The sequence below is a fragment of the Megasphaera coli genome (genome assembly GCF_900095855.1).
GTDB lineage: Bacteria > Bacillota > Negativicutes > Veillonellales > Megasphaeraceae > Megasphaera > Megasphaera massiliensis_A.
This window is the reverse complement of the sequence record NZ_FMIY01000002.1, coordinates 774,848-790,719: the sequence shown is the minus strand read 5'-3', so window position 1 is coordinate 790,719 and position 15,872 is coordinate 774,848. Positions and strand designations below refer to the sequence as shown.

At 50.1% G+C, this 15,872-nt stretch carries 12 protein-coding genes and 1 riboswitch; of the genes, 11 read left to right on the top strand and 1 reads right to left on the bottom strand.

Going from position 1 to position 15,872, the window contains the following annotated elements; all coding sequences use genetic code 11:
* Window positions 1–33: 33 nt before the first annotated feature.
* Both BQ2674_RS04145 and BQ2674_RS04140 read left to right on the top strand, forming a co-directional pair.
* Window positions 34–1,485, top strand: coding sequence for a nicotinate phosphoribosyltransferase (locus BQ2674_RS04145; protein ID WP_075572581.1), 1,452 nt, complete (start codon window positions 34–36; stop codon window positions 1,483–1,485).
* 165 nt (window positions 1,486–1,650) lie between these two features.
* Window positions 1,651–2,817 (top strand): class I SAM-dependent methyltransferase, encoded by a 1,167-nt coding sequence (locus BQ2674_RS04140; protein ID WP_075572580.1) that lies wholly within the window; start codon window positions 1,651–1,653, stop codon window positions 2,815–2,817.
* 103 nt (window positions 2,818–2,920) lie between these two features.
* On the opposite strand, the gene BQ2674_RS04135 is transcribed toward BQ2674_RS04140, so the two are convergent.
* Window positions 2,921–4,438 carry a dihydrolipoyl dehydrogenase family protein gene (locus BQ2674_RS04135; protein WP_075572579.1) on the bottom strand — a complete coding sequence of 506 codons (1,518 nt, stop codon included), beginning with the start codon at window positions 4,436–4,438 and terminating at the stop codon, window positions 2,921–2,923.
* Window positions 4,439–4,655: 217 nt separating this feature from the next.
* On the opposite strand from BQ2674_RS04135, the gene tig reads away from it, so the two are divergent.
* The 9 genes from tig (at window position 4,656) to BQ2674_RS04090 (ending at window position 15,857) form a co-directional block, all read left to right on the top strand.
* Window positions 4,656–6,008, top strand: a complete 1,353-nt coding sequence (gene tig, locus BQ2674_RS04130; RefSeq protein ID WP_075572578.1) for a trigger factor — start codon at window positions 4,656–4,658, stop codon at window positions 6,006–6,008.
* Window positions 6,009–6,023: 15 nt separating this feature from the next.
* Window positions 6,024–6,632, top strand: a complete 609-nt coding sequence (clpP, locus tag BQ2674_RS04125; RefSeq protein WP_075572577.1) for an ATP-dependent Clp endopeptidase proteolytic subunit ClpP — start codon at window positions 6,024–6,026, stop codon at window positions 6,630–6,632.
* A gap of 26 nt (window positions 6,633–6,658) precedes the next feature.
* The gene (gene clpX / locus BQ2674_RS04120; RefSeq protein WP_075572576.1) at window positions 6,659–7,906 is read left to right on the top strand and encodes an ATP-dependent Clp protease ATP-binding subunit ClpX; all 1,248 of its coding nucleotides are present in this window, start codon (window positions 6,659–6,661) and stop codon (window positions 7,904–7,906) included.
* Window positions 7,907–7,982: 76 nt separating this feature from the next.
* Window positions 7,983–10,295 carry an endopeptidase La gene (gene lon, locus BQ2674_RS04115; RefSeq protein WP_075572575.1) on the top strand — a complete coding sequence of 771 codons (2,313 nt, stop codon included), beginning with the start codon at window positions 7,983–7,985 and terminating at the stop codon, window positions 10,293–10,295.
* Window positions 10,295–10,951, top strand: a complete 657-nt coding sequence (gene yihA / locus BQ2674_RS04110; protein ID WP_075572574.1) for a ribosome biogenesis GTP-binding protein YihA/YsxC — start codon at window positions 10,295–10,297, stop codon at window positions 10,949–10,951. Before lon ends, yihA begins: the two co-directional genes overlap by 1 nt.
* A gap of 15 nt (window positions 10,952–10,966) precedes the next feature.
* Window positions 10,967–11,143, top strand: a riboswitch (cobalamin riboswitch).
* A gap of 113 nt (window positions 11,144–11,256) precedes the next feature.
* Window positions 11,257–13,128 (top strand): TonB-dependent receptor plug domain-containing protein, encoded by a 1,872-nt coding sequence (locus tag BQ2674_RS04105; protein WP_235828813.1) that lies wholly within the window; start codon window positions 11,257–11,259, stop codon window positions 13,126–13,128.
* A 10-nt stretch (window positions 13,129–13,138) separates the two neighbouring features.
* Window positions 13,139–14,089, top strand: coding sequence for an ABC transporter substrate-binding protein (locus BQ2674_RS04100; protein WP_235828812.1), 951 nt, complete (start codon window positions 13,139–13,141; stop codon window positions 14,087–14,089).
* Window positions 14,086–15,075, top strand: coding sequence for a FecCD family ABC transporter permease (locus BQ2674_RS04095; protein ID WP_075572572.1), 990 nt, complete (start codon window positions 14,086–14,088; stop codon window positions 15,073–15,075). Before BQ2674_RS04100 ends, BQ2674_RS04095 begins: the two co-directional genes overlap by 4 nt.
* Window positions 15,075–15,857 carry an ABC transporter ATP-binding protein gene (locus BQ2674_RS04090; RefSeq protein WP_075572571.1) on the top strand — a complete coding sequence of 261 codons (783 nt, stop codon included), beginning with the start codon at window positions 15,075–15,077 and terminating at the stop codon, window positions 15,855–15,857. Before BQ2674_RS04095 ends, BQ2674_RS04090 begins: the two co-directional genes overlap by 1 nt.
* Window positions 15,858–15,872 lie beyond the last annotated feature (15 nt).

Genomic DNA, 15,872 nt, shown 5'->3' with positions numbered 1-15,872 from the left:
TAATAGAGGAAATACACTACCGGAGGCGATAGGATGTACGGAAATGCCCTTTTAACCGACTTATACCAACTGACAATGATACAGGGCCTGTTTTTTGAAGGCAAGCATGAGCAGCGCTGCGTATTCGATCGTTACTATCGCAGTAATCCTTTTGCCGGCGGTTATACTGTAGTTGCCGGTTTGGAGCATCTCATCGACTATGTGGAGCATCTGCATTTCAACGATGATGATATTGACTACTTAAAAAGTACGGGCATGTTCAAAGCGGAGTTTTTAAAGTATTTGCAAACTATTGCGTTTACCGGCGATATTTATGCCATGCCCGAAGGTACGGTGGCTTTTCCGCAGGAAGTACTGCTGCGGGTGGAGACGAAGAAAGCCGAAGCGCTCCTGTTGGAAACGTGTTTGTCCATGATTCTGAATCATGAGAGCCTTATTGCTACGAAAGCACGCCGTGTTCGCACCGTTGCCGGTAACGATACGCTTATGGAGTTCGGTCTCAGACGGGCACAGGGGAAGTCTGCCGGCGTTTACGGCGCGAGATCTGCCGTAATCGGCGGTTTCAACGGTACGAGCAATGTCTATGCAGGCGCGAAGTTCGGCATACCCGTTTTCGGAACGATGGCACACAGCTGGATTATGAGCTTTCCGACAGAGCTGGAAGCCTTTCGCGCTTATGCCCGCCAATATGATGACAACCTCATTCTCCTGGCGGATACATACAATACGCTCAAACAGGGCGTTCCCGACGCAATTACCGTTTTCAGGGAATTGCGGGAAGCGGGAAAGTTGCCGCCTCGTTACGGCATTCGCCTGGACAGCGGCGATTTGGCGTACCTGTCGAAAGAAGCGCGTAAAATGTTTGACAACGCCGGTTTTAATGATGCCGTTATTGCCGCGTCCAATGACTTGGATGAAGAGCTTATCAGCGGTTTAAAATTGCAAGGCAGTGCCATCAATTCATGGGGGGTCGGTACCAACCTGATTACATCGAAAGACAGCCCGTCCTTAGGGGGAGTATTTAAGCTTGTCGGGCAGTACGAAGGCGATACGTTCGTGCCGAAGATCAAATTGAGCGATAATGCCGAAAAAATATCCAACCCGGGCTTGAAAAACGTCTTGCGCCTGTATGATGACAAGACGGGTAAGATGAAAGCCGATGTAATAGTGCTGGAAGGAGAAACAATAGACGAGACCGAGAGTTTTCATCTTCTCGTCGATGACATGCCTTGGCGTTATCGTACTCTTTTAGGCGGTTCGTATCATGTTCGAACTATGCTGCAGCCTGTTTTTAAAAACGGGGAAGTCGTGTATGAACGACCGGATTTACCGGAAATAGAAGCATATGCCGAAAAAGAGATACATACGTTGTGGCCCGAATACCTGCGTCTTATCAATCCCGAACCGATGCATGTGCAGAGAAGTGCCAAACTTTCCGAGTTGCGGCAGGAAGTATTGCGCAAAGAATCGGCCAATTTTTTATAAAATATTTTTATATACGGGCTGCCGTATTTGTCGTGACGGTAAAAGAGATGATAGTTTTCCGGGCATCCTGTCGGACACGGTGTTGATTTCGTTATAATTATAATAGCTTAAAATGCGTGTTGTCTGTACCCTGCAGGCGGTTTAAAACGAAATGAGGTGATCCGTATGCATATTTTCGACACGTTTTTAATTCATTATTTACAGCGTTTCGATGAGTATTGCTTTACAGTGAAGCTGCACGGCAAAACATATACTGTCGGGGAAGGGACGCCTTTGTTCAATTTAGTGTTCAACAGGGATATTTCCAAGAAAGAACTGCTTACTTCCACTTCTCTTTCTCTCGGCGAAGCGTATATGCGCAAAGATCTGGAGATAGAAGGCGATTTGTTTACGGCTCTTCGTTGTCTTTTGAGTCAAAATGACCGGTTTTCCCTGGAAAAAAGCGCTTTAGGCTATTTGCTTCATTCCTCCGAATCGAAAGCGGATCAGAAAAAAATGGTTTCGTCTCATTATGATTTGGGTAATGATTTTTACGGCCTTTGGCTCGATCCTTCCATGAGCTACTCCTGCGCGTATTTTAAAAATGATACGGATACGTTGGAAACGGCGCAACATAATAAAATTTATTATACTTTGGAGAAGCTGCATTTAAAGAAGGGGATGAAGCTTCTCGATATAGGCTGCGGTTGGGGGTATCTTCTCATCGAGGCGGTTCAAAAATATGGGGTGAAAGGGTACGGCTGCACGTTGAGCCGGGAGCAATGGAAAAAAGGGCAGGAACGTATTAAGGCGCTGGGACTGGAGGGACAAGTCCGGATTGATCTCATCGACTACCGTGATTTGGCGGAGGAAGGCCGGAAATATGACCGTATCGTCAGTGTCGGTATGATTGAACATGTCGGCCGTTCCAATTACTCCTTGTATATGAAAACTGCAAGCCATATGCTCAAGAAGGGCGGCCTCTTTCTTCTTCATTACATCAGCGGACACGATGAATCCGTCGGCAACCCGTGGATGCGCAAATATATCTTTCCCGGCGGCATGCTGCCGTCCCTGAGAGAGATCATCGCCAAAGCTTACGATTATGATTTTCAGGTCATTGACGTTGAAAGCCTGCGGCGGCATTATTATAGGACACTCATGTGTTGGTATCATAATTTTCAGGCTGTTCGCGAGCAAGTTATTGCCGATAAAGGCGAAGAATTCGCACGGATGTGGGAACTCTATTTATGCGGTTGCGCAGTGTCTTTCCAGATCGGTAATATTGATGTCCATCAGATCCTGATGACCAGGGGGACAAATAATGAGCTGCCGATGATACGCTGGTATTGAGTGCTTGGACTGCCGTTATACGGGCAGCCTGTAAAAAGAGGGGGACTATCGCACACTGTTCATGTGCGGCAGTCCCCCTCTTTTTATAACAAACCGATACTCCTTATTTCTTTTCGTAATAATATCTCGTCCACATGGTGACTTCCTGCAGGGACGGGTGAGGCGTCATGGTTTCGCCGATCGTATAAACCGATTGGGGCAATAAATTTCTGGACAGACCGGTTGCCCGCAGTTCTTTTGCCGTGGGAGAGGCGATTTCTTTATGACGCACTGCGATTTTCGCTTTTCCCGCATTCAAAAGATTGATGAACGGTTGAATGAGAATGGAAGCTTCATGACCGACGATATGGGCACCGAGGAGATGTTTGGTCTTCTTGTCGACAACGAGCTTGATAAATCCGTCATCGGGAGCATCCGGGAGATAACCGAGCGCGTAGCCCTTTGCGGACGCAGAGTAATGGTTATAGGCAATATCCGCTGCGTAGCCGGCTTTAAGCGCTTCTTTTTCCGTAAGTCCGACGTGTGCCGTTTCCGGATATGTATAAGTAACGGCAGGGACGACGTCATAGCGGGCCCAACGCCAGTTTTCCGGCTTTTCGCCGGAGAAGAGGTTGTGCGCAATGATTTCCGCTTCGTAGTTTGCTTTGTGGCGGAACGGGGCGAGGCCGTTCACGTCGCCGAGGGCCCAAATCCCTTCGGCAGCCGTTTCGAGAAATTCATTTGTTTCAATGTAACCGCGCTTATCCGTCGTTACATCCGTATTTTCCAAGTGCAGTAAATCCGTTGTCGGCACGATACCGGGCGCAATGAGGATTTCGTCGGCGCCGACAGATGCTTCTTCGCCTGTAGTGCGGTCTTTGAAGTACAATACTTTCTGCCCCTTTTCCGTCTTGACGGAGAGCGTGTCCTTATTGAGGAAGACATCAATTCCGTAACTTTTCAATTGGGTTAAGAGAAAAGCGGAAATATCTTCATCCTCCTTGGGCAGAAGCCGGACATTGTGCTGAATGACGGAAACCTCGGTGCCGGCAGCATTAAATACGTGGGCAAACTCACAGCCGATGGGACCGCCGCCGACGATGATGAGGCTCTTATACGGTGTTTTGGGGTATTTGCCGCCGAAAAGGCTTTCCGAGGTGACATAGCCCGCTTCTTCCAGTCCTTCCAGTTTGGGCACGTTCGTGCGTGCACCCGTGCCGATGACAATTTTTTTACCGGTAATATCGACGGACGAGCCGTTGTTAAGAGCAATGTGCAAGTCCTTTTTGCCTGTAAAGGAGGCCGTACCTTCATAAATATCAATATTTTCCATGGCGGCATAATAGTGCTTTGTGCCTTCGGCGCCGCCGTCCACCTTGTCCCAGAGACGCCTGGAGACGACGGACCAGTCCATGGTGACGTTGTCAGCCATGACGCCGATGCGTTTTGCTTCCGCAATTTCGCGAATATAGTCGGCTGCCGTTACGAGAATTTTCGTGGGAATACAGCCGCGGTTCAAACAGGTGCCGCCGAACTTGCCTTTTTCAATGAGGGCGATGCGCAGGCCTTGGCGAGCCGCCGCGTCGACGACGATATTTGCCGCGCCCGTGCCGATTACTATCAAATCATATGATTCTGTCATTCTTTTTTCAACCCTTTCTATACATAAAATGTATACTTTAGTGATATTATAATATATCCCGTCTATTTTGCAAGGACAAAAGGTTAAAGAAGACAGTGCCGTTTCTTGTCAATGCTTGTTGTCAATGCTTGTATTGTATGGTATGATGGTAAGCGGTATGATAATGATTTAAGAAAACCGCTACGGCGTGATGACTCGTGAGGAGGATTTGTTCAGCATGAAAGTAACTGTAAATGAAGTAGACCAACATAAAGTGACCCTGCATATCGAGGTGCCTGCCAAAGAAGCTGCCAAGGGTGCAGAGGCGGCTTGCAAAAATTTGGCCGGGCGTGTGAATATTCCCGGCTTTCGTAAGGGCAAAGCCCCGCGTATGGTGTTGGAAAGCTTCTTGGGCAAAGACGCCGTAAAAGAAGAAATATTTGAAGCGGTAGCATCGAAGGCATATAACGATGCGCTGAAAGAACAAAATATCGTGCCCGTAACGGAGCCGGACGTTAAACGGATTGCCGACGAAAAAGGTGCGGACGTCGTCTTTGAAGCGACAGTAACGAAGAAACCGGAGGTTACGCTCGGCGAATACAAAGGTATTAAAGCGGCTAAGGAAGAAGTCAGCGTAACGGAAGAAGATATTGCAAAAGAATTGGTTAATCTGCAAAAGAATCATTCCCGCCTGGCTCCCGCTCCGGAAGGCGCAAAAATAGGCAAAGGAGATTTTGCGGTTATCGACTTTAAGGGCAGCGTTGACGGTGTTCCCTTTGAAGGCGGCGAAGGCAAGGCATATCCGCTTGAAATCGGTTCGGACAGCTTTATACCCGGCTTTGAAGAACAGCTCATCGGCCTTTGTGTCGGCGACAGCAAGGACGTAAAAGTTACGTTCCCGGAAGAATATTTCCAAAAAGATTTGGCCGGCAAAGAAGCCGTGTTTGCAGTGACGATACAGGATATTAAACACAGTGAATTGCCGCCTGTCGATGCGGATTTTGCAGAACTCGTAGGCAAGTTTAAGTCTGTCGACGAATTGAAAGAAGACGTTCGTAAACGGTTGGAACGGAGCGCTCGTTTTAAAGTGACCGAAGCTTTCAACAATGAAGTTCTGAAACAGGCTATCGGCAATGCGAGCGTGGATATTCCCGACGTCATGGTGGAACAAAAAATTGACCAGATGGTGGAAGAGTTTTCTTTAAAACTGGAAGCGCAGAATATGAATCTCAATGATTATCTGCAACATGTAAAGCAGAGCATGGATGAGTTCAGAGCGCGGTACAAGGATAATGCCGAAGAAAATGTCAAGATGGACCTCATACTGGAAAAGATTGCCAAAGAAGAGAAAATCGAAGTCAATGATACGGATTTGCAGGCTGAAATCTTTATGATGGCACAGAATTTCGGTGCCGATCCGAAGGAAGTTTATAAGATTATTTTAAAAGAACGACGTGTTCCCATGCTGATTCAATCGGTCGGTCGTAAAAAAGCGGCAGGCTTTATTCTCTCCAATGCCGTAGATACGAATGCGAAAGAAGAAAAAGCGGCTGAAGAACCGGCCGAGAAGGAAGAAGCGTCGGAAGCGTAGAATTTGGGGGAAATAATGAAAATGCAGTATGTACCGATTGTCGTAGAGCAATCATCCCAAGGCGAACGCAGTTACGACATATATTCCCGCCTGTTGAAGGATCGTATTATCTTTCTCAGCGGCGCTATTGACGATGTAACGGCAAACAGTGTAATTGCACAATTGCTTTTTCTCGAAGCGGATAATCCGGACAAGGATATTCATTTATATATTAACAGCCCCGGCGGTGTTGTCACTGCCGGCATGGCCGTTTATGATACAATGCAGTATATTAAGCCTGACGTTTCTACCATTTGCGTCGGCTCCGCGGCCAGCATGGCTTCGGTCTTGTTGACTGCCGGCACGAAGGGGAAACGGTTTGCCTTGCCCCATTCTCAGATTATGATTCATCAACCCTTGGGCGGCGTGCAGGGACAAGCTACGGAAATTGAAATCCACGCGCGCGAAATCCTGCGCATGCGCAAGGAATTGAACGGGATTTTAGCCGCTCACACCGGTCAACCCCTGGAGGTCATTGAAAAAGATACGGAAAGGGATAACTTTATGACCAGTGAAGACGCCAAGAAATACGGCCTCGTTGATGAAATTCTTAGCAGACCCGATGCTGCGGCTGTAAAGGAATAAGGCGCTCAACAAGGAGGTAAGGCGGATTGACCAAAGAACATAAAGACGAGCCGCGCTGCAGTTTTTGCGGCCGCACACAAGATGAAGTTAAAAAGTTGATTGCCGGCCCGGGCGTATACATTTGCGATGAATGCATTAATGTGGCGGAAACGATTTTAGCCGATGAACTGGGTGAAGAAGAAAAACCGGCTTTTGAAATGAAAGAATTACCGACGCCTCGTGAAATAAAGAAGAACCTCGACGATTATGTTATCGGCCAGGAAGCTGCCAAAAAGACCTTGTCCGTTGCCGTATACAATCATTACAAACGGCTGCAGTCAAACAGCAGCGGTAAAAAAGATGATGATGTGGAATTGCAAAAGTCCAATATCGTCATGGTCGGCCCCACAGGGAGCGGCAAAACCTTGTTGGCACAGACCTTGGCACGGTTTCTCGATGTTCCCTTTGCCATTGCCGATGCCACCAGCCTGACCGAGGCGGGGTATGTCGGTGAAGATGTGGAAAATTGTCTGCTTAAACTGATTCAGGCGGCAGACTTTGACATTGCCAAAGCGGAACGGGGCATCATTTATATAGACGAAATTGACAAAATTGCCAGAAAATCGGAAAATCCTTCCATTACGCGGGATGTATCCGGTGAAGGCGTACAACAGGCATTACTGAAAATTCTTGAAGGGACGGAAGCAAATGTGCCGCCTCAAGGCGGACGGAAGCATCCCCATCAGGAAATGCTTCAGATTGATACGACGAACATTCTTTTCATTTGCGGCGGCGCATTTGACGGTATCGACAAGACTATCAGAAGCCGGCGCACGGAAAAAAATATGGGTTTCGGTGCGGATATTCACAAGAAGAATGAAGAGTCCGTCGAAGAGCTTTTAAAAGAAATCATCCCGACGGACTTGCAGAAGTTCGGCTTAATACCGGAATTAATCGGACGCCTGCCCGTTCTCGTCACGTTGAATCCCTTGGACGAAGAGGCGATGATGCACATTTTGACGGAGCCGAAGAATGCCCTCGTCAAACAGTATCAGAAGATGCTCGGCATGGACGACGTGAAACTCACATTTACGGAAGACGCGTTGAAGGCCATTGCCGAAGAGGCACTGAAACGTAAAACGGGGGCGCGCGGATTGCGCTCCATTATTGAACGAATTATGTTGGATGTCATGTTTGACGCTCCTTCCCGCAAGGACATGGAAGAATGCGTCGTCACAAAAGATAGTGTCGTTGACGGAAAACCTCCTCAGCTAAAATTGAGATCATCCAAGTAATACATGTAGAACTCATTTTCTGCCAAGGAAAATGAGTTTTGTTTTTCCGGGACTGCTCTGAAAAGAAGGTGAAAACATGGAAGAAATAAATGTATTGTCCGTACCGCTTATTACGCTGCGGGGAATTGTGGTCTATCCGAAGCTCGTCAGCCATATCGACATAGGCAGGGAAAAATCTCTTGCCGCCGTGGAAGAGGCGATGGATCATAACCGCCTCTTGATGGTCGTGACACAACTGCGCGAAAACGATGAAGAACCCGGCTTCGATGATATTTATCACGTCGGTACGCTCGTGAAAGTTCAGCAAATGCTGCGTGTTCCCGGCGGCGGTGTACGCATTCTCGTAGACGGCATTTGCCGTGCCGCAATCAACGGATTTTCTGAACGGGACGGCTATATGAAAGCGGCTGTCGAAGAAATACCGGAATACAGCATCGATTCATTGGAAGAAGAAGCGCTGCGCCGCGTCATGTATGCCCGCTTCGAAGATTGGCTCCGGCGCCTGAAAAATGCCGACGAACTGAGCGAAAGGCTGTCGACCATCGACTCGCCGGCAGTACTTGCCGACTTTGTGGCATCGCAGCTGCCCATTCGTGTCCTCGTAAAACAGCAGATACTGGAAATGACTTCCGTAAGCGAACGAATTCGCCGCGTTACGGGTCTCCTTGATATAGAAGCGGATATTGCCCGTTTGGAAGCGGAAATCTCGCAGGAAGTGCGTACACAAATGGACAAACAGCAGCGAGAGTATTATTTGCGCGAAAAAATACGCGTTATTCGCGGCGAGCTGGGCGATAAGGTCGATAAAGAATCGGAAGTGGAAGAGCTGCGTGAAAAAATGCGCGGCCTCGACTTGCCGAAGCACGTGGCCAAAGCGTTGGCAAAAGAAATCGACCGTCTTGATCAGATGCCGCCCATGATGGCCGAATCCGCCATTATCCGCACGTACATCGACTGGGTCATGGAACTGCCCTGGACGAAAGAATCGCGGGATAACAAGGATCTCAAGGTAGCGCGGGATGTATTGGAAAAAGATCACTACGGGTTGGAAAAAGTAAAGGAACGAATTATTGAGTATTTGGCCGTGCGTATGTTGACGCATAAGGCAAAGGGCCCTATCCTGTGCCTCGTCGGGCCGCCGGGAACAGGGAAAACGAGTATTGCCCGCTCCATTGCCAAGGCCATGAATAAGGAATACGTGCGCGTGTCCTTAGGCGGCATCCGCGATGAAGCGGAGATACGCGGCCACCGCCGCACGTATATCGGCTCCATGCCCGGCCGTATCATAACGGGTCTGAAACAGGCGGGCACGAAAAATCCCGTCTTTCTCCTGGATGAAGTGGACAAACTGGCATCGGACCTGCGCGGTGATCCGTCGGCAGCTCTCCTGGAAGTATTGGATCCGGCACAAAACGACACGTTTACGGATCATTTCATCGACCTGCCTTTTGACTTGTCCAAGGTTTTTTGGATTATGACGGCTAATGTGGTCGGCAATATACCTACGCCGCTCTTGGACCGCATGGAAGTCATCGACTTTTCCAGTTATACGGAAGATGAGAAGCTGCAGATTGCCAAGAAGTACCTCGTGCCGAAGCAGCAACGGGAAAACGGCTTGACCCCTCAGGAAGCGCGTTTCTCCGACTCCGTATTGCGTCATATTATTCGAGATTACACGCGTGAAGCGGGTGTGCGTGCCTTGGAAAAAACCATCGGTGCAGTGTGCCGTAAGTTGGCGAAAAAACTCCTTATCGAGCAAACACCCGATTTATCCATTACAGTAAAACGGTTGCCCGAGTTGTTGGGACCGGTAAAATTCCTGCCCATGAACCGCAGCAAACACGATGAGGTGGGACTTGTAACGGGACTGGCCTGGACACAAGCAGGCGGCGAAGTGCTGGAAACGGAAGCTGTCGCGGTCAAGGGCAAAGGCGGCCTTACCTTGACGGGCCGGCTGGGCGAGGTTATGAAGGAATCGGCGACGGCAGCGGTAACCTATATTCGCCGGCGTGCAGCCGAGCTGGAGCTTCCCGAAGATTTCAACACGAAAACGGATTTGCATATCCATCTGCCGGAAGGGGCCATTCCCAAGGACGGCCCGTCTGCAGGTATTACGATGGCGACGGCTATTGCTTCGGCCCTGACCGGAAAAGCCGTACGCCACGATGTGGCCATGACCGGAGAAATTACGCTGCGCGGTACTGTGCTGCCCGTCGGCGGAATTAAGGAAAAGGTCATTGCCGCCCACCGCGAAGGCATTAAAAAAGTACTCCTGCCCGAAGAAAACAAGCGCGATATGGTTGATGTGCCGCTGCGCGTAAAAGAAGACATGTCCTTTGTCTTTGTACATCATATGGATCAGGTTTTGGAACAGGCGCTGGTGAAGTAATGACACAACGGGATATAGCACTGATTAACGCAAAGTATGTAGCTTCGGCAGTACGGGAAGATCAGTATCCGGAAGCGAAACTCCCGGAAATAGCCTTTATCGGCCGCTCCAACGTGGGCAAGTCGAGCCTGATTAACTCCTTGTGTAATCAACGCGGCTTGGCGAAGGTCAGCGGTGCGCCGGGCAAGACGCGGACCATAAATTATTTTTTCGGTGAATTACGGCTGCGGGAAGGCGATAAATCAACTCGCCGCCCCCTCTATTTAGTCGATTTGCCGGGCTACGGCTTTGCCAAAACTGGCGGCAAAAACCGTGATTTGTGGAGCCGTTTTGTCGGCGATTATATACAAAAATCGCCGCGCCTGGCACTGCTTTGCCTGCTCATCGATTTACGGCATCCCGGCCTTCCTATAGATCGGGAAGCCTATGCGTGGCTGTGTGAGGTAGGCGTGTCTCTGCAAATTGTCGGAACGAAGTCGGATAAGCTGAACCAGTCGGAAAAACAGCGGAATATGGCGGCTGTAGATAAGTTTTTTCCTGCGGTATACCCTGTCATCGCTTCTTCATCGCTGAAGCAAAACGGGCGCGCCAAACTCTTGGAGAGACTCTATGATGCTATAGCGGAGCCTGTCGTTGACACTGAAATAGGGGTATGATATAGTTTTTACGAAAAAGCGTATAAGAAGTCAGGTGTCTATGACCTAACAGAGAAGTCCGGTGCGAAACCGGCGCGGTCCCGCCGCCGTAAGGATGAGGGCGATTGCATGATGTCACTGTACGTTTGTATGGGAAGGCGCAATCGCGCAATGAAGCCGAGCCGGAAGAACTGCCTGACTGATAATCACCGATGGACCTGCGAGCGATGGGGATGGAGATTGCGAAGGCGATGACGATGGCTTATGGCCGTGAGGTGATACCTTGCGGCCTTTTTTGCGTGTAAAATCTTAGGGGGAAGCACGGATTGAAACTCAATCGATTAGTACGGGCAGGCATATACACGATCCTGGTCGGCGTCAGCACCTGTCCCCGGGCCGTGCAGGCGGGTAACAACGATATTATTCGCGTGGCTACACGGCCGGTTATAGTCAATGCCTATGACGGCAAACAGCGAAATCTGCCGGATGCGCAGACGACCGTCCTTACGGAGAAGGAAATCAGCGCCGACAATTACAAATCCGTGGAAGACGTATTGCGGCAAATAAACGGCGTCGTCATTAATAGTATGATTCCCGGTGCTACATCTTTCGTAAAATTGAACGGCGACGACCGTGTCAACATTCTCGTGGACGGACAAAACATAGGCAATGTCCAGGGCTCGTCGTACGGGCGGGGCACGGTGGATTTGGGAACCTTGCCGGGAGTTGATTCGATTGCCGAAATTGAGGTCGTCAAGGGCGGCAGTTCCGTTCGCTACGGAGCCGGTGCCGTAGGCGGCACGATCAACATCGTTACGAAAAAGGGCAAAAAAAATCGCACCGTCTTTGATCTCAGCACGGGTTCGTGGAAGAGACATCGCTACGGCCTTACGCAAGAAGGCTCTGCCGGCAATACGAGCTGGATGGTGGCCGGCAGTTTGGAAAAGCGGGAATACTATAAATTTCCGAACGCCTTTAAAGGTAATGAAGCTCGCGGCGACTTTTCTGCGAAAAATATTTCCGCCCGTATTGATCAGCGCCTCAGCAAGAGCGATTCTCTTACCTTCAACCTCTTTCATAAAACGTATCGCGGTCATGCCGTGACCTTCGACTCGGGGTACAGCGTCAATCATAACGAATTTAAAATCAAAGCGATTAAGCCCCTTGAACGGTTGGTAAATAATTACAGCCTGACCTATCACTTCGGGGAAAACACGGGTACGCCCGGATTTATTCGTTATTTTAATGATTATACACGCACCCGGTGGACCAACCGTTTTCACACGCGCACACAGGGTGTGCAGGCGGAGACGTCTTGGATGAATGCGCACCATTTCGTTACTGCCGGCTTGGAATGGACGAAGGATGCAGGTTCCAATGACGGTGCCAATTATAAAGACCGTAAGAAGACCAATCGGGCCGTTTATGTGGAAGATATGACAGTTTTTAATAAATGGACGATTACGCCGGGCCTGCGTCTCGACGATAACAGCAATTTCGGCTTCCATAAGACGCCGCGTCTTGCCGTAGAATACAGGGCAAGCGGTACTTTTAACGCTTATGCTTCGTGGAGCCGCGTCTATACGGCACCGCGTCTGAATGACATGTATTACAACGGCGCCCGTTCTCACGGAGATCCGAATTTACGGCCCGAAACGGGCTATTCTCAAACTCTCGGCTTTGATTGGGCCTTTGATAAAAAATCCGTGCTGCGTTTCAGCGCCTTTCACAGCTATTTGAATGATGCCATTCGCTGGGACAGAAGCGTTACGCCCTATCAGGTGCGCAACCTCAACCGTGAAGACAAGAGGGGCATTGATATTTCCCTGCAAAAGAGGGTGAATGCCGCTTGGGATTACGAAGCGGGGTATTCATACACTAAGACAAAAATCGACGAGCGCCGCGGTATGCGCCTCGATCCGTCCAACAGCAGTCCGAACGGTTATCACGCAGCCTTGCGTTATCATACAGGAAAGTGGCGTGCCAATTTAATGATTACGGCCGGAACGGGGCGAAATGATTCATATTATATGAACCGTTCGTACATCCGCTGGGATGCCAATGCCAGCTATGCGGCCAATGCCGATACGACCTTTTATATGACCGTTCAAAACATCGGTGACGACGGTTACGATCTTTATCACGGATATCCTGATGCGGGCCGCAATTGGTCGTTCGGCGTCAAATATGCGTTCTAAGGAGCAGGGTATGCTGAAGAAAATTATTATTTTATGTATTCTCATAACAACCGTATTTCTTTCCGGCTGCGGGCCGCAGCAGGTTGACGGCAACAAGGACGGCAGCGCTTACGCCGTCATTACGGATGATTTGGGGCGGACCGTGACGCTTGCGGAAAAACCGCAGCGCGTCGTTGTCCTATCTTCTTCGCTCATGAATTTTGCCGATGCCGTTGACGGTAATTTGGTCGGCCGCGTTGCTGTTAAATCCGCCGATGCCGTCGTACCCGAACGGTATAAAGCAGTACCCGAAGTAGGGCCTGTTTACAACGTCAGCATGGAAGCCGCCTTGGACCTTAATCCGGACCTCGTCATTGCCAGTAAGTCGCAGCACGGCGAGCTGGTGGCGTTATTCGAGCAAAACGACATTCCCGTCATCGTCCTTTCGTCCAAAACATATGCCGATGTTAAGCGCAATATGGAAATTTTCGGCAAAGTCTACGGCAAGGCCGATATGGCCAAGGCCCATATGGATCTGATGGATGCGGAAATTTCCGCTATAAAGGCGAGGGTGCCGCAAGAAGGGAAAAAAATAGTCATTATTCATGCCACGCCCAGTCAGGTTTCCGTAGAAATGCCCAACTCTATTGCCGGCTCCTGTGCCGAACTGCTCGGATTTACGAATGTTGCCGCCGCAGGTGAAGTAAAGACGGACGCTGCGCAAGTACCATACAGCATGGAACGTCTTGCCGAGGCGGATCCGGATGTCATTTTCATTACGACCATGGGGCGAAAAGAAAAAATAGAGAAAATAATGAAAGAAACCTTTGAGAACAGTCCGGCCTGGTCCGTTCTTTCCGCTGTCAGGGCTGGCAGAGTGTATACATTGCCGGAAAATCTCTTCCTCTTAAATCCGGGGCTTCATTATCCCCAAAGCGTATCATATATGGCCAAACTCGTTTATCCGGAGAGCGGTTTATGATAATTTCTTCTATACGGCGGCGTAAGTGGGGGATGCTTCTTCTCTTTACGGGTGCGGCTCTCTGCCTCTTCGTCCTCTCCGTCTCTTTTGGCGCGGCCGATATTGTGCTCGAACGGGTTGCAGAGTCTCTCGTAATGCCGCAGTCGACGACGACGGATCAGATTATTTGGAATATTCGCCTGCCCCGGACGGTTACCGGCGTTTTCGTAGGCATCAACCTGGCTCTTGCCGGAGCCATCCTGCAGGCGGTCATGCACAACCCCTTGGCGGATCCTCATATTATCGGCGTCTCTTCGGGAGCCGGCCTGGCCGGCATTGCCGTTATTTTAGTCCTGCCGGCCTATACGGCCCTTATCGTGCCGAGTGCCTTCTGCGGCGCTATGGCGGCGGCAGGTATTGTCTACCTCCTAGCCTGGAAAAACGGCATCAGGCCTGTGCGCCTCATTCTGGCGGGCGTTGCCGTTTCGGCCTTGTTGGGTGCCTGTATTTCGGGACTTCTCATCTTTTTCAGTGACCGCGTCCATGGTGCCCTTCTCTGGATGGTCGGCGGCCTTGCCGCCAAGAGCTGGACGGACGTGCAGCTCATCTTGCCGTACACAATTGCGGGGCTGCTTCTCAGCTGTTTAGGCGCGTACTATTTAAATATCCTCCAATTGGGCGATGAAGCGGCTAAGGGCATCGGCCTCAATGTGGAAGGGACGCGCATTATTTTTACAGCTCTTGCGGCACTGCTTGCGGCCAGTGCCGTCAGCGTGGCGGGACTGCTCGGCTTTGTCGGCCTTATTATACCGCATATGGCACGCCTTTTAATCGGCACGGACTATCGATATATTATGCCGGCGTCGGCTCTCTTGGGTGCTGCCGTCGTCACGGGCAGCGATACATTGGCTAGGCTTCTCTTCGCGCCTATGGAGCTTCCCGTCGGCATTATCATGGCTTTTTGGGGTGCACCGTTCTTTTTATTTCTATTGAGGAGGGAAGTGTAATGAGTCCCGTCGCCATGGAAATAAAGAACCTGTCCTGTACTGCAGGCAATAAGGAAATTCTGCATAACATAAGTCTGAATATTGAAGCAGGGAAAATAATCTCCGTCATCGGTCCGAACGGCTGCGGGAAAAGCACACTCCTTCGCTGCATGTGTCGTCTCATCGGTACATACGACGGTACGATTAGCGTAGGCGGCCGGGATTTACATTCGTACGGCCGCAGAGAGCTGGCGCGGCATATTGCTATTTTACCGCAGCAGCATGAACTGCCGGGAAAGGTGACGGCAAAGGAGCTTGTCGAGCTCGGCCGCTTTGCCCATATACGTCCCTTTCGTGCGGCCCGCAGGACAGACCGTCTGGCTGTACAAAAGGCCATGGAAATCACGCGGACGGCCGGTTTTTCCGAACGGCCGGTCCATACCCTTTCGGGCGGCGAGCAGCAGCGTGTCTGGCTCGCCATGGCCTTGGCGCAGGAACCGGAAATATTACTCCTCGACGAGCCGGGAACCTATCTTGATATTCGCCATCAGCTGGAAATTATGGAACTGCTCAGGCAGCTGCAAAAAGAAACGGGGACAACCGTCATTGTTGTCCTGCACGATATCAACCAGGCCATCAAGTATACGGATAAGACCGTTGCCATGAAGTATGGCCGTATTGCGGCTGCCGGCAATGCAAGGGAGGTTATCGTGCCGGAACTGATTCATTCCGTGTTTTGTATTACTGTCGGAGAGTTTATGTCTCTTTCGGGGGAAAAAGCTTTTCTGCCGGTAAATAAATAATACATTATTTTATAA

Excerpts from the sequence above, each read along its gene's own strand:
- BQ2674_RS04145 (WP_075572581.1), top strand. The coding sequence starts at position 34 with ATGTACGGAAATGCCCTTTTAACCGACTTATACCAACTGACAATGATA.
- BQ2674_RS04140 (WP_075572580.1), top strand. The coding sequence starts at position 1,651 with ATGCATATTTTCGACACGTTTTTAATTCATTATTTACAGCGTTTCGAT.
- BQ2674_RS04135 (WP_075572579.1), bottom strand. The coding sequence starts at position 4,438 with ATGACAGAATCATATGATTTGATAGTAATCGGCACGGGCGCGGCAAAT.
- tig (WP_075572578.1), top strand. The coding sequence starts at position 4,656 with ATGAAAGTAACTGTAAATGAAGTAGACCAACATAAAGTGACCCTGCAT.
- clpP (WP_075572577.1), top strand. The coding sequence starts at position 6,024 with ATGAAAATGCAGTATGTACCGATTGTCGTAGAGCAATCATCCCAAGGC.
- lon (WP_075572575.1), top strand. The coding sequence starts at position 7,983 with ATGGAAGAAATAAATGTATTGTCCGTACCGCTTATTACGCTGCGGGGA.
- yihA (WP_075572574.1), top strand. The coding sequence starts at position 10,295 with ATGACACAACGGGATATAGCACTGATTAACGCAAAGTATGTAGCTTCG.
- BQ2674_RS04100 (WP_235828812.1), top strand. The coding sequence starts at position 13,139 with ATGCTGAAGAAAATTATTATTTTATGTATTCTCATAACAACCGTATTT.
- BQ2674_RS04095 (WP_075572572.1), top strand. The coding sequence starts at position 14,086 with ATGATAATTTCTTCTATACGGCGGCGTAAGTGGGGGATGCTTCTTCTC.
- BQ2674_RS04090 (WP_075572571.1), top strand. The coding sequence starts at position 15,075 with ATGAGTCCCGTCGCCATGGAAATAAAGAACCTGTCCTGTACTGCAGGC.